Source organism: Clostridium sp. (assembly GCF_021372645.1).
Lineage (GTDB): Bacteria > Bacillota > Clostridia > Clostridiales > Clostridiaceae > Clostridium.
The window spans coordinates 110,209-124,774 of sequence record NZ_JAJFUC010000037.1; the positions used below are offsets into that span (position 1 = coordinate 110,209).

Annotated in this window: 13 protein-coding genes; 3 read left to right on the plus strand and 10 right to left on the minus strand. The window is 28.8% G+C overall.

Going from position 1 to position 14,566, the window contains the following annotated elements; translation table 11 throughout:
* Positions 1-39 precede the first annotated feature (39 nt).
* From LLF98_RS05945 to LLF98_RS05955, 3 genes are all read left to right on the plus strand, one after another.
* Entirely contained in the window at positions 40-444 is a 405-nt protein-coding gene (locus LLF98_RS05945; protein WP_291701828.1) for a hypothetical protein, read from the plus strand.
* Between the two features lie 147 nt (positions 445-591).
* On the plus strand, positions 592-1,263 hold the full coding sequence (locus LLF98_RS05950; protein ID WP_291701830.1) for a metal ABC transporter ATP-binding protein: 672 nt from the start codon (positions 592-594) through the stop codon (positions 1,261-1,263).
* A gap of 21 nt (positions 1,264-1,284) precedes the next feature.
* Complete coding sequence (locus tag LLF98_RS05955; RefSeq protein WP_291701832.1) at positions 1,285-2,085, plus strand: metal ABC transporter permease; 801 nt, start codon at positions 1,285-1,287, stop codon at positions 2,083-2,085.
* Positions 2,086-2,166: 81 nt separating this feature from the next.
* Here LLF98_RS05955 and LLF98_RS05960 read toward each other — a convergent pair whose 3' ends face one another.
* The 10 genes from LLF98_RS05960 to LLF98_RS06005 form a co-directional block, all read right to left on the minus strand.
* The gene (locus LLF98_RS05960; protein ID WP_291701833.1) at positions 2,167-3,291 is read right to left on the minus strand and encodes a 2-aminoethylphosphonate aminotransferase; all 1,125 of its coding nucleotides are present in this window, start codon (positions 3,289-3,291) and stop codon (positions 2,167-2,169) included.
* A gap of 56 nt (positions 3,292-3,347) precedes the next feature.
* Positions 3,348-4,496 (minus strand): phosphonopyruvate decarboxylase, encoded by a 1,149-nt coding sequence (gene aepY, locus LLF98_RS05965; protein WP_291701835.1) that lies wholly within the window; start codon positions 4,494-4,496, stop codon positions 3,348-3,350.
* Positions 4,497-4,534: 38 nt separating this feature from the next.
* Complete coding sequence (aepX, locus tag LLF98_RS05970) at positions 4,535-5,833, minus strand: phosphoenolpyruvate mutase (protein ID WP_291701838.1); 1,299 nt, start codon at positions 5,831-5,833, stop codon at positions 4,535-4,537.
* On the minus strand, positions 5,830-6,633 hold the full coding sequence (locus tag LLF98_RS05975; RefSeq protein WP_291701840.1) for a phosphocholine cytidylyltransferase family protein: 804 nt from the start codon (positions 6,631-6,633) through the stop codon (positions 5,830-5,832). Before LLF98_RS05975 ends, aepX begins: the two co-directional genes overlap by 4 nt.
* A 334-nt stretch (positions 6,634-6,967) precedes the next feature.
* On the minus strand, positions 6,968-7,948 hold the full coding sequence (locus tag LLF98_RS05980; RefSeq protein ID WP_291701842.1) for a hypothetical protein: 981 nt from the start codon (positions 7,946-7,948) through the stop codon (positions 6,968-6,970).
* A 337-nt stretch (positions 7,949-8,285) separates the two neighbouring features.
* Positions 8,286-9,221 carry a M14 family metallopeptidase gene (locus LLF98_RS05985; protein ID WP_291701844.1) on the minus strand — a complete coding sequence of 312 codons (936 nt, stop codon included), beginning with the start codon at positions 9,219-9,221 and terminating at the stop codon, positions 8,286-8,288.
* Positions 9,218-10,153 (minus strand): M14 family metallopeptidase, encoded by a 936-nt coding sequence (locus LLF98_RS05990; RefSeq protein ID WP_291701846.1) that lies wholly within the window; start codon positions 10,151-10,153, stop codon positions 9,218-9,220. The genes LLF98_RS05985 and LLF98_RS05990 overlap by 4 nt, the downstream gene beginning before the upstream one ends.
* A gap of 302 nt (positions 10,154-10,455) precedes the next feature.
* Positions 10,456-11,796 carry a 4-aminobutyrate--2-oxoglutarate transaminase gene (gene gabT / locus LLF98_RS05995; RefSeq protein WP_291701848.1) on the minus strand — a complete coding sequence of 447 codons (1,341 nt, stop codon included), beginning with the start codon at positions 11,794-11,796 and terminating at the stop codon, positions 10,456-10,458.
* A 277-nt stretch (positions 11,797-12,073) separates the two neighbouring features.
* Positions 12,074-13,288, minus strand: a complete 1,215-nt coding sequence (locus tag LLF98_RS06000) for a PucR family transcriptional regulator (RefSeq protein WP_291701850.1) — start codon at positions 13,286-13,288, stop codon at positions 12,074-12,076.
* Positions 13,289-13,482: 194 nt separating this feature from the next.
* The gene (locus tag LLF98_RS06005; protein WP_291701852.1) at positions 13,483-14,544 is read right to left on the minus strand and encodes a spermidine/putrescine ABC transporter substrate-binding protein; all 1,062 of its coding nucleotides are present in this window, start codon (positions 14,542-14,544) and stop codon (positions 13,483-13,485) included.
* Between the last annotated feature and the right edge of the window lie 22 nt (positions 14,545-14,566).

Sequence of the window (14,566 nt, forward strand, 5' to 3'; positions counted from 1 at the left end):
TATTAATTACAATATATATTAAAGGAGGTATTCATTATTATGAATAATCTGCCACTTCAAGAAGAATCTTTTGTTTATAAAAAAAGACGTAGGTTTGAAAGAAATATTAAAATAAGACCTAAAAGAAGAGCTATCTTATCATTAATTATTTCTATAGCACTTATAACCACTACTTCTTTTTTCATAACATATAATTTATATGTATATAATAATTCCAAGGATCTTGAATTTGCTGTTGAGTATAATTTCACTACAGGCTTTTCATCAGAAAATAAACTTCTTAGAGTTCAAAAAATGTCTTTAATTTATTATGATGGTGAAACTGCTGTTGTTGAAGCTACTGGACTTTCAAAAAATCAACCTCATAAAAATATTTCTATTAAAGGAAGCTTTAAAAAAGACAACAATAAAAGCTGGTACTTGGAAAAAATATTCACTCAATGATTTTTATATTAAATGAGCAATTCAAGTTAGTATTAAACAAAGTATACTAATCTTCTGACTTATTATTTTTTCAATATGACTTATGCACTATTGCAAATAATTTGCATTTAAGTGTATAATATAATAATGTTTTAAGGAGTTGGTTATTTGATTGCTATAAAAAATCTATCATTTTCATATACAAAAGGATCTCAATTGTTGAAAAATGTTAATCTCAATATTCCTAATGGAATTTATTTATCTATTCTTGGTGAAAACGGAAGCTGTAAAAGTACATTAATAAAGCTTATATTAGGCATTTTAAAGCCAGATTCTGGGAGAATTACTTTAGATTCAAATAAAATTTCTTATGTTTCACAAAAATTAGATAATTTCAATTCGGAATTTCCAATCACAGTTAAAGAAGCATTATATTGTCATGCAAAGACTATTGGTATAAAAAATTCAAAAAGCGTTCTAGAATCTTTACACAAAGTTAATATGTGTGAATTTAGTAACAATTTAATTGGAAATTTATCTGGTGGGCAACAGCAAAGAATTTTTATTGCAAGAGCATTGCTTGGAAATCCAGATTTAATAATATTAGATGAACCATCAACTGGAATAGATGAAAAAAGTCAAAATGAAATTTATCCATTACTCCAAACTTTGAATAAAGATTTAGGGAAAACTATAATTTCTGTTGAACACAATACTAAGATTGCATTAAAATATTCAACACATATTTTACAAATAGAAAATGGTAATCCAAAATTATTTACAAAAGAAGATTTTATAAAACATTTAGATGCTGAAGATTCAATTTCTAAAATAATATAGATATTAGGAAGGTAATTATATATGTTTGAATTAGGTTTTATGCAAAATGCATTTATTGTAGGTTCTATTGTTTCTATACTTTGCCCATTTATAGGACTTTTTATTGTGCTTAGGCGTTATTCAATGATTGGTGATACCTTGTCGCATTCATCTTTTGCTGGAGTTGCAATTGGTCTTGTTATAGGAACTAATCCCCTTTTAACTGCTTTCTTATTCACTAGTGTTTGTGCTCTTGTTATAGAGGCTTTAAGAACTTATTATAAGAAATATGCTGAGCTTGTAATGTCCATTGTTTTGACCTTAAGTTTAGGTATCGCGATTACTCTAATAAGTAGTGGTAAGGTTTCAGCTAAAGTTGATTCATTTCTCTTTGGGAGTATTTTAACTGTAACAAAATCTGATATCTGGCTAATTACTATCGTAGGTGGAATTTGTCTTATAACTCTTTTATTGCTCTATAATAAGTTAATTTATGTGACTTTTGATGAAACTAGTGCGAAAACAGCAGGTATTAATGTTAAATTAGTAAACTATATTTTTACATTACTTGTTGGTGCTACAATTTCTCTTTCCATCAGAGTAATGGGTATCCTTGTTGTTTCTTCAATAATAGTTGTCCCTGTAGCAACAGCCATGCAACTAAGAAAAGGATTCACTGAAACCCTAATTTTCGCAATCCTATTTGGATTTTTAGATGTTATGATAGGACTAGTACTCTCTTATTACATAAACAGTGCCCCAGGAGGTACTATAGCATTAACATCAGTTATATTCCTATTACTAACTTTAACTTTCGCGAGATTTTTTAACTATGAAAATTAATAAATACATATAAAATAACAAGCCCAATATGCGATGTATATTGGACTTGTTATTTTTTTGAATATGCTTGAATTACAGGTATTATACAATAGTTGCAAAATATTCTTCTAATATTTCTATGAATTTGTTCATGTTCTCTGGATATATTTTCCCTATGTTTGCTATTCTAAATGTATTTTCAGAAGATACTTTACCTGGATAAATTGTAAATCCTTTATTATATAAGTAATCATGCAAATCATCAAAACAATAACCTTCAATTTTGGGTTCAATAATTGAAGTTAAAAGCATAGATGATACTTTTTCATTGACTAATTTTTTTAAATTTAATTTGTCTAAGCCATTCCAAAGAATTTTACAACATTCTTTATATCTTTCATATCTATTTTCTATTGTTTCTTCTTTTGCTTCTATTATAGCTTGTTTTAAAGCATAAAGAACTTGTACTGGTGGAGTAAATCTCATTTGATAGTTGTCTTTAAAATATGAATATTGTTTATATATATTAAGGTATAGATTTCTTTGTTTAATATTCTTAGTTGTTTCTAAAGATTCCTTATTGGCTATTACAAAGCTTATCCCAGCCATCCCTTGTATACACTTATTTGAACTTGAAGCTAAATATTTTATATTCATTTCATCCATATCTATAGGAATTCCTGCAAAAGAACTCATAGCATCAACAATCATATCTATTTCATATTTTTCACAAATACTTCCTATGGATTTTATGTCATTTAATATTCCTGTTGTAGTTTCATGATGAATTACTGCTATATGACTGATAGGCGTTTTATCAGATCTGATACTCTTTGAATTATGTGTTTTTATAATCTCTTCTAATTCATTTAATTTTATTTCTTCTATGGGTGAACTTTTAAATTCTATATAATTCAAATTATATATTTCTGCTATCTCACACATTCTTTTACCATAAGCACCATTGTTAATTATTATAATTGTCCCATCGTCTACTACTGAGCTCAAAATAGCTTCAACTGATGCTGTTCCTGAACCTCCAAACAATATAGTAGTATACTTATCATTTGAGCCTACAAAATTAGTAAGCTCTTTTGATACAAATTCCATAACATCTCCAAATTCTTTTTCTCTCGGACAAATATCTGGTACAACTTGAGCAAACTTTACTGTATCAGAAGTTGTTGCAGGCCCTGGATTTAATAATATATTTCTCTTAATCTCCAATTTGACTCCTCCCTATAAGGCATATTTAATAAAATCATTATTGAAACTTATATAGTTTATTTTCTTTCATATGCCTTGTCTAAAAACTTCATAAAAATTTCCTTATTTTCAATTGGTGTTGTAGTAGGTCTTCCTAAATCTTTTCGTGCACCTTTTTTTACTTTAATTTCTAATAATACAGGACCTTCTATGTTTGTTATTTTTTCTGATAAATTTAATAACTCTACTTTCGAGCTGCATGAATAGTATTCCTTATAGCCACAAGCTTTTGCAATAGCTAAAATATCTATTTTAAATCCAACTGTTTCTTGTCCTCCTACTGAATCATGTGCTCCGTTATTTATTAATATATGTCTAAAATTCCTAGGTTCTGCATTTCCTATTATAGCTAAACCCCCAAGATGCATTAATAAAGCCCCATCTCCGTCAATGCAATAAACATCTTTATCTTTATTGCTTAAAGCAATCCCCAAGGCAATTTGAGAGGCATGCCCCATAGAACCTACTGTTAAAAAATCTTTATTATGATTTTCTTTATGTTTTTCTCTTAATTCAAAAAGTTCTCTAGATGCCATTCCTGTTGTTGATACTATTGCTGAATTTTCTTTCATCTTAGATACTACAATTTCTATAGCATCTTCCCTAGCCATTTCAAAATCAAAAATAGTATTATTCTTAAGTTTATATTCATCAAAGGTATTCTTTTTTATTACCAATGCATATGGCTCATTGTTTTCCTTCATATAACTATATGCCTTTTTTACCTTTGATCTCATTACATCATTGCTTGTGGTTTCATCTAAAATTTCATATTTAATTCCTAACATTTCTAATGTTTCAGTAGTTATTAATCCTTGCTTCTTATGTTGAGGCTCATCTTTCTGATTTGGCTCACCTCTCCATCCAATTACTAAAAGCATTGGTATACTATAGACTAATTTATCAGCAAGAGAAGTAAGTGGATTCATCGCATTCCCAACTCCTGAATTTTGCATGTATACAAGCGCAATTTTTCTTGTTCCTAAATAATATCCTGAAGCTAATCCTATGGCATTTCCTTCATTAGCTGAAACTATATTCTTTTCACTACTTACATTATCCTTAATATAAGCACAAAAAGATTTTAATAAAGAATCTGGGACTCCTGTAAAAAAACTTATATCATTATTTAATAGTTCATTATAAAACTCTTTAACTTCAACCATTTAATTTAACTCCTTAATTTCAAGTTTGCACAATATTTCTACATTCCACCTGGAATTAGAGTGAGAATTTCTTTTATAGGCATGCAATTAACTGAAGCTTCTTTTGATCTTTCATTTTCTAAGATGCTCTTTGCAGTATTTACCATTGCTGGATATGCACTTCTTAATAAATGATTTGCATAAATAATCACATTAATTCCCAGATCTACTAATTCATCTTCTTTCATGAAATTATATGAAGTTGGAACTACTATTAATGGAACTCTATTTTCAAATTCATTATATCTTCTGCAGAATTCAGCTACCTCTTTTCCATCTTTTTCTTTGCTATGAATCATAATTCCATCCGTGCCAGCTTCGATATAAGCCTTTGCTCTATTTATTGCATCTTCCATGCCTGCACCTGCAATTAAACTTTCAATTCTTGAAATTATCATAAAGTCACTTGTTACTCTAGCTTCTCTACCTGCTCTTATCTTGTCACTAAAATGTTCTATAGTATCTTGAGTTTGAGTAACATCAGTACCGAATAATGAATTTTTCTTAAGTCCAGTCTTATCTTCAATGATAATTGCTGAAACGCCTAATCTTTCTAATGTTTTAACTGTATAAACAAAATGTTCAATTTGCCCGCCTGTATCTCCATCAACAATTATAGGTTTTCTAGTAACTTCTAAAATATCATTAATAGTATTTAATCTTGATGTTAAATCTACTAATTCTATATCTGGCTTACCTTTAGCAGTTGAATCACATAAGGAACTTATCCACATACCATCAAATTCTTTTATTTTCCCATCTTTTTCAACTTTAGTTTTTTCAACAATAAGCCCAGTTAATCCATTATGTGCTTCAAGTATCCTAACTGGTTTTTTTGAATAAATTAATTTCTTAAGACTTTTCATTCTCATTTGAGGCGTTATACCTATTTGCATTAATTCCTCATCTAATTTCGAAATAGAAACTCCATGAGTATATGGCACTTCAACAAGTTCTCCTCCCCATTCTTTTATTGCATCTATAACTTTTTCCCTAAGTTCTTTTTGAGAGCCCTCCAACCAATCGTCTCCATGAACAACATAATCCGGTTTAAGTTCCATAAGATTTGGAACTTGATCTAAACTATCTTGAGGTACTACAGATACAATGCCCTTAATATTACTAACTACTTCTTTTCTTTCTTCATACCTCATTATAGGATTTCTCCAATAGCCTCTTATAACATCATCAGTATGTAAGCCTATTATTACATCTCCAAGATTTCTTGCTTCATTTATTACATTCAAATGTCCTTGGTGAATTATATCAGCACTCATAGCAACATAAACTTTTTTCATATATTAACACTCTCCTTCATACTTTTCTCTAACTTAGGAAGTATAATTGTTTTTATTCTTTCAAGATGGTCTTTATCATCAATTTCTCCCCATACTAGATTTTCAATTTTTAAATATCCAACCTTTCTTTTTTGTGCAGCGTCAAATATTGCATTTTCATAATCATATTTCTTTGCTTTTTTATTTTCACTTTTAAAAAAGTTATCCTCTTTTTTATAATCATTTATTTTATTATTAAAATCTTTATATTCTTTTAGCATCTCTTTATATAACTCTAGTGATATTTTTGAAATTCCAACTAATTCTCCATACACCTGCTCTATTTCTTGCTTATCTTTAGATATCTTGTATAAATTATCATTTCTAACTTCCACATAACATTCATCCCCAGAATCTGTCTTTCCACTTAATAAAATGCAATCATCTTTTTCATAATTAATAACCTTAATTAATCCATAAACTTCATATATAAGATCACTTTCAAGTAATAAGAAATCTTCCTTTAATTCATCTTCTAATATTGACAGAGAAGTCATACTTCCTGTAGCCTTATATTTTCTATTTTTCCTTGTTTCTATATAATTATTTTCTTTTGCCAATTCATCATAAAATTCATTTAAATGACCTGTGACTATATAAATTTTTTCTATGCCTAAACTTCTTAATTTTTCAATAGATCTTTGTACTAAGCTTTTGCCATTTATCTTCATAAGCCCCTTTGGTAACATGTCATTAGTTATATCTTGTAATCTTGATCCCATTCCAGCCGCTAAAATTACAGCTGTTTTTACTTTTCTCATTAATTCATAGCACCCCTCTCTATATCTAAAACATTATCTTTAACATACTATTTTCAATATCTCTTCTTATCCAACCTAAATATTTGTTTTTTTATTTCCTTAGTTCATTTTTTGAACAATACTATACTAACATCTTTCACTGTTCAAAACAATATGTTCATGTAAAAAATTATTTATTTTTATAAATTTATTTTTAAAACAAATTTTCATTTTTAAAATATTTCCACTAAAATTGTTCGCAGATTTTACATACTATTTCTTAAAGAAAAAAGTTGTATCAAAATGATTTCGAATCATTTTGATACAACTTTTATTTAGGTAAAACTATTTTATATTATTTTGCTATAACATTTGTAGTTGATGGTACAGTTGTATTTGTTGGAGCAGATATATTAGCAAATTCTTCTGCTGTAAGTTTAATTTTGCTAGTTGGAAAAGTAAATGTCCTCACTTCACTCTTTGTAGCTGTTGATTTCATTACAAATGAAATTTTCCCAAAATCTTTAGATTGTAAATTCATATTAAAGTCTGAAGTATAGCTATTATCTGTAAATACTTCTTTTGAAGCTATAGTTGAACCAGCTAATGCTGTCTTAATATCCTTTAAGCTTGCATCAAATTGTGCATCATTAACTACTGTTTTGATTTGTGTAATAGCTTCGGCAGGTAATTTTAATTTAAAAACGTTATTAATATTATCTATGTTATTGCCTGCAGCCTTAACAGCTTTTGCACTTAGATCTACTATTTTATCAGCATCAAGATTAATTGTGTATTCTCTTCCATTTTGAACAAAAGGTAAATCAATATCACTATTCTCTCCAAATACTAACTTTTCTAATTGTACCATTGCATCTGGTTGAGCTGTTAATGCTTTTATTTGATTTACATCCATTTCCACAGATGCTAAATCAATTCCTATATACTCTTCTTTTATCTTAGCTAATCCTTCCGGAACAGTTTGTCCCATTAAAGCAAATATCCCTTCATAATAACTCTTGTTAATATAACTTGTAGTTCCATCACTATATGCTTTGATTTCTGGGATATTAAATTTACCACTTGGATCTTTGAATGTCATATCTACATATGATAAATCCTTTGATTTATATCCAGTAACAGTGAATGTTATTTCTTCCTTTATTCCTTGTGCATCAACATTAACTTTACCTTCTATATTAGATATTGTTGCTTCCCATTTTGCTGTATCGGAAAGTTCGTTTGAATAATTAAGTGTTGCTTGGCTACATCCAGCCATTGTTCCAACAGTCAAAGCTGCTGTCATAATTAGTGCTAATGTCTTTTTTAATTTCATTTTTCTTTCCCCCTGTAAATACTTATTTTTTATAATAAAAATACAATTAATGTTAATAATTAACTTTATACCATATTTTTATTATACATAATTCTTCTTAATAAATGCTGGTATAAATATTAAATTTACCTTAATTTATACTTAAGTTTTCAAAAATAACCACACCTTTAAATAATTCATAGATTCTTAATCCCCATAGATCCTTTCTTTTGCAAACCCCACATAAAATCAAGTAAGATATATATTTAATAAAATTTAAATATATTAAAAGTGCCGTAAAGTGATTTATCCAAATCACTTTACGGCACTTCTATATAATTCAAGCAACTATTTTCCTTTATTCATGAAGTCTTCTAATTATTTTATATACAACCACATTCTCCATTGCTAATGGTGATGTATGTGCAAAAAATATTATTCCATCTGTTGGTGATATAACTTGTTCTAAAACTTTACCTTCATAAGGATGAATTATTTCTCCAAGAACATCGCCTCTCTCAACACCATCACCTGGATTCTTTAATCTTCTATATATTCCACCCGCAGTAGTTTTAACAGAAAGCAAATCATCTTCTTTTAATACACTTGCTATATATCCACTATGACTAGCATATTTTATTACTCCCATTCTTGTTAAGAATCTCAAAACAGCAACAACTGCATGTTTAGCTGAAACTTCATCAATTTGATCTGTAGCATTGGTATATAATGAGAAGGCGCTTGATTCCCACATTTGCCAGTTATAATTTAGTGTCATTTTATCATAAGGTTTAGGCTTACGAATTACCACATATTGAAGACCAAACAAATTTGCAAGACTTGGACTTTGATATCCTGTTTCCATCATTCTTATATGAGGTATAAAATCTCCCGGCATATAAAAACTAGTGAATTGGATTCCGTATGGATAGTCTCTTACTTGTTCAAAAACACCATTCGCAATTCTTTGAGTTGTTTCTCCGTTTGCTTCTCCCGGAAACATTCTATTTATATCAGTATTATCCATTGTCCAAAATCTTTTTCCTATATTCATAGAATGTGGATTTACGCAAGGAATAACAAGAATTTCACGGTCTTTTGAAATTGCTCCTTTATGTTCTAACTTAGTCAATGTTTTAATTAACTGAGAACAAGTATATAATTGTTGGATTTCATTTCCTCTAATTGTACCTACTATGCATGCTGTTTTTTCGCCTTTTCCAAACTTGTATCCTGTTATTCTCATATCATCACGGTGAGGTGACTTTAGTGTATATAATATTTCTTTCATCATTTTGCACCTCCAATTACCCTTGCAATAAGAGAACCTTCATAAACTACAGGATACTCTCTTAATGTAAATATTACTCCATCACAAGGCGAGACAACTTTCTCATCTATTTCACCAGTTAAGGAATTGAAAATTTCTCCAATTTCTTCTCCTTCTTTTATTTTATCTAAATGTTGTACACAAGGCATAAATACCCCTGACATATTAGCATTTATGAAATTCACTTCTTTTTCAGCAGATATAATAGGCTCTCTAATGGCATTAACTTCTCCTAACCAAATATTTAATTTCCTCATCAAATTAAATATTCCATCTACTAATTGGTCACCATATTCCTTTGTAATTCGCATTCCAACTCCCATTTCTACAAGCAAAGTAGGTATATTCCTATTATTTAAGTTATATGAAAGTGTCGATTCTAAAACAGTTGATTCTGGATGTACCCATATAAAATCTATATTTAATAACTTTGCAAAAGGTACTAGCTTATCTTTCATATTTTCACTTATTCTAACTTGAGGCACTTCTTTTAAAAATATGTTACTAGCATGTAAATCTATACATATATCTGCACTGTCTATATCTTCCATAATTTTTGCTGCAACATGTTCAGCCATAGCACCATTTTCTGACCCTGGAAATATTCTATTCATGTCCAAATCAAATGTTGGCATGCCCCTATGTATTGTATCTATTCCAAGTGGATTAAGTGCTGGGTATATATCCACTATGCCATTTAGAAACTGTATATTTTCATTTATTTTTCTAATTAATTCATAACATACATACTGTCCTTCAAGCTCATCCCCATGAATCCCTGTAACAATACATATTCTTTTCTCATTTCCCTTTAAATTTGCAAGTTGAATCCTATTTTTCTTTATTATCATCTTTTCATCAACTGCAAGTCCTATAGATACTACTGTCTCTACCATATTATCCTCCATCTAATTAGCATATTGCTTTTCACTTCAATTTATTAAATACAGTCTCGAAAACTTCTTATTTCAAGGAATGTATTAGTCTTATTGTAAAAACTATCTAACTAATTATGTTAATTGTAAAAAAATTTTCATATATATAAAAACAAGCAAAGAATCTCACTTTGTGAGCTTCTTTGCCTTAACTTAATATTACTACTTGAAAATTTTATTGTCAATTATTTTTGCTTATAGATTTAGACATATTGAAAAAATAACAAGTCAGTATGCCAATCTATTTTATATTCTGATTGAGCTTATATACTTTCAGCAATTGCTTCTTCTAATGCATCCATTCCATATTTAACTTGTTCTTCAGTCATAACTAATGGTGGTAAGAAACGAATTACATTGCTTAAAATTCCTGCTCCTAGAAGTATAACTCCTTTTGTATAACATTTTTTAATTATTCTTTTCGCTAAATCTACTGCTGGTTCTTTTGTTGTTCTATCTTTTACAAATTCTAAACCTATCATAGAACCGAGTCCTCTTACATCACCTATAACACTATATTTTTCTTTCATATCATTAAGTCTTCCAGTAATGTATTCTCCAAGTTTAAGTGATTTTTCACATAAATCTTCTTTTTCTATTTTTTCAATTACTTTAAGTGCAGCTACACAGGCAAGTGGGCTTCCACCATAAGTTCCTCCAATTCCGCCAACACAAGCTGAATCCATTATTTCCTTTTTACCAACTACTGCACTTAATGGAACTCCTGCTGCTATTGATTTCGACATAGTTATTATGTCTGGTTTAATGCCATAATGTTCATGAGCAAACATCTTTCCTGTTCTAGCAAATCCAGCTTGTACTTCATCAACTATAAATACTATACCATTTTGATTACATATTTCTTGCAAGCCTTTCATATATTTTGCAGATGGTACTACAAATCCACCTTCACCTTGTAGTGGTTCAACAATTAAACAAGCTATCATGTCTGGAGATATTGTTGTCTTAAGCATAGTTCTTAATTTTTCAAGACATTCATCTGCATAATCCTCTGGTGAAACCCCAAGAGGTGCTCTATATGCATATGGATAATCAAATTTATAAGTTTCTGGTGCAAATGGTCCAAAACCATTTTTATAAGGTTTATATTTACTTGTTATAGACATAGTCATATTTGTACGTCCATGGAAAGAACCAGTAGCTGAAAGTATTCCTATTTTCTTAGTATAAGTCTTAGCTACTTTTATAGCATTCTCTAAAGCTTCTGCTCCACTATTTGCAAGCATTACTTTTTTCTCATAATCTCCTACTGTTATTTCTGTTAATTTCTTAGAAAGTTTTACATATGGTTCATAAGTAGCCACATGGAAACAAGGATGTATATATCTATCTGCTTGCTCTTTTATAGCTGCTATTACTTCATCATCACAGTGTCCTATATTTTGTACTCCTATACCTGCTGCAAAGTCAAGAAATACATTTCCATCAACATCTTTAAGTAATGCTCCTTTAGCTTCTTCTACAGCTATATCTACTGTCATAGATACTCCATTCGCTACATATTTCTTTCTTTCTTCTATTAATTCCTTTGACTTTGGTCCTGGTATAGCTGTTATTAATTTTACATTTGTTTCTTTTATCATTTCTAATCCCCCCAATTTATATTTATTATTTCTCAATTCTAATTTTAGTTTTTAAACATTTATAAAGAAAAAAAAGTCTTCATGCTTATATACACAAAAGACTTCATTGTCTACTTAATTAATTTTTTATTTTCAGTGATTTTTGATTATTTGTTTAAACTGTCTAAACATCTTTGTTTTAAATTTCTTAACTGTCTATATAATAATCCTTTTTGATTTTCTTTTCTATGTCCACTAACAATAATATTTTTGTTCATGTTGACCAATGGATCTTTTGTTATTTTAATATCTTATTAATATATAGCGCTACTTTCACCTTCATACATTGTTCGAAATTATGCAAATCACATCCCAGTGCTTCTTCTATTTTTTTAATACGGTATTTTAATGTATTCCTATGCATAAATAATTTTTCTGCTGTACTTGTAATGTTGCAGTTCTCATTTAAATAATTTTCTAATATTTGAACTGAAAGAATACTTTTATTATTTTCTATAATTGGTCCTAAAATATCAGAATAGTAATTTTCTAAGACACCTTTATCTTCAATACTAAAAAGAATTCTATAAATTCCTATTTCTTTATATTTTCTAATTGTATTATTTAAGTCTTGGCATTTTCCACTATCAATAGCTAGTTGTGCTTCATTTAATGATTGTTTCATCATTTTCAAATCATCATAAGCATTTCCAATACCAACGCTTACTGAAAGTCCGTTTACACGCTTTATTATTGCTTCTTGTATTTCTTTCAAAGCTTTGTCTAACCTATTCATAGAATTTTCTTCTGCTCTATAAAAAAATATAATTTCATCTTGATGATCAATAATAGGAACCTTCAAAGAATATTTTTCTAATATTCCTTGTACAACTTTTCTAAAGGTAAATTTAATTTTTGACACATTTATATCATCATCTATTTTTTTTACACTTAAAAATTTTTCAAATTCATCTATACGTATAACACATATGCAACACTTTCTATCAAGGTTATATCCAAAATAAGCAGCTTTCTGAGCAGCATTTCCTTCTAATTCTCCATCGCCAAACAATATATTACTAAAAAAATGATTCATGGAATTTTCCTCAATACGTGATAATATAATAGCATTACTTATTTCTTTAGAAACTTCTACCAATTTAATTTCCCATGGCAATGTAAATAAAGGAATTTCTAATTTATTTGCAATTTCAATAGACTCACTTGGAATATTCTTTATATACTTACCTATGTTTACAATTAATCCAACACCTTTTTTTTTACTAATCCCTTTAATAAGTTTAGTTAATGCAGTGATATCTCCCTTCATCCCAACACCAGTAATAAATACAAGTTCTCCTCCTTGTAGCCACTTTATTCCTTCTAAAGGGTCTTCAAAACACTCTGATACATATATCCACTCTATACATCTTTCTAGTCCTAATTTTCCACCAACTAATTGCATTCCTCTAAGAGTTTCTAATTTCAATATATCTTTTACCATAATTGACATGATAATCACCCCTTTCTAAGGCATATGAAAGAATATAGTAATTCAAAGATGTAATGTATATTTTTTCAATATGCTTAACTAAAAAGCAGAAGACACCAAGCTATATGTTACAAAGCTTTATGTATCTTCTGACTTTTTAGCATATTAATGTGTTTTAATAGTTATTTTTTAATCTTCCTAATACTCCTAAAAAACTATTCACTCATGAATTCTGACCAGTATTTATCATAAACAACTTCTGCTTCTCCAACTTCTTTTACAGAAACAGCTTTTTTCATTGTTTCTTCTGGTAAATTAAGAGCTGGATTTTTCTTATATTGATCACTTACCACGTTAAGTGCTTCATCATTTGGACAATTATATGGATATACATCAAGATTTTTTGCCATAACATCTGGCTCTAACATATAGTTAATAAATAACTCTGCTTCTTTTTTATGTGCTGCCCCTGTAGGAACACACCATTGATTACTTGCTCTTACATAACCAGTATCAATATTTGCAACTGCATATGTGTCTGGTTGTTCATTCATAGCAATTGCTAAATCACCATTATAAATTAAAGCAACACTACACTCCCCATTTAATAAAGATTTTCTTGGAGCATCTCCATCAAATACTTTTACATTTTCTTTCATTTTCTTTAAGAAATCAGTAGCTTCTTTAATTTGTTTTTCATCTTTTGTATTTGGGTCATATCCTAAAGAATCTAAAATTAGCGCCATTATTCTTCTAGAAGATGTAATAGAAACTATTGTACCTTTAAGTGCTGGATTTAATAAATCCTTCACAGATTTAATTTCTATAGGACATGTCTTTTTGTTATAACCAATTACAGTGTATGATGAAAGATATTCAATTGAGTATTTTTGTTCTGGATCAAATGCTTGATTAAGTGCTGATTTATTAATATTTTTTATATTTGTAATATTATTAAAGTCTAATTCTTGTATATATTTTTGGTTTATTAAGTTTTCTACTTGGCTATTACCAGCTTGAACAAGGTCATAGTCCTTGCCGTTACCTGACATTAACTTAGCATTCATTTCATCAGTTGATGTAAAGTAACTTACATTAACTTTAATACCATACTTGTCTTCAAATCCTTTTATTGCATCATCAGATATATATTCTGACCAAACAAATAGATTTAATTCCTTTGCATACCCCCCTGCAGTCTTCTCTTCTTGCTTACCACATCCTACAAAGGAAAGCATTAATAGCATAACTGAAATTATTGATATAAATTTTTTCATAATCTAATTCCTCCTTAATAAT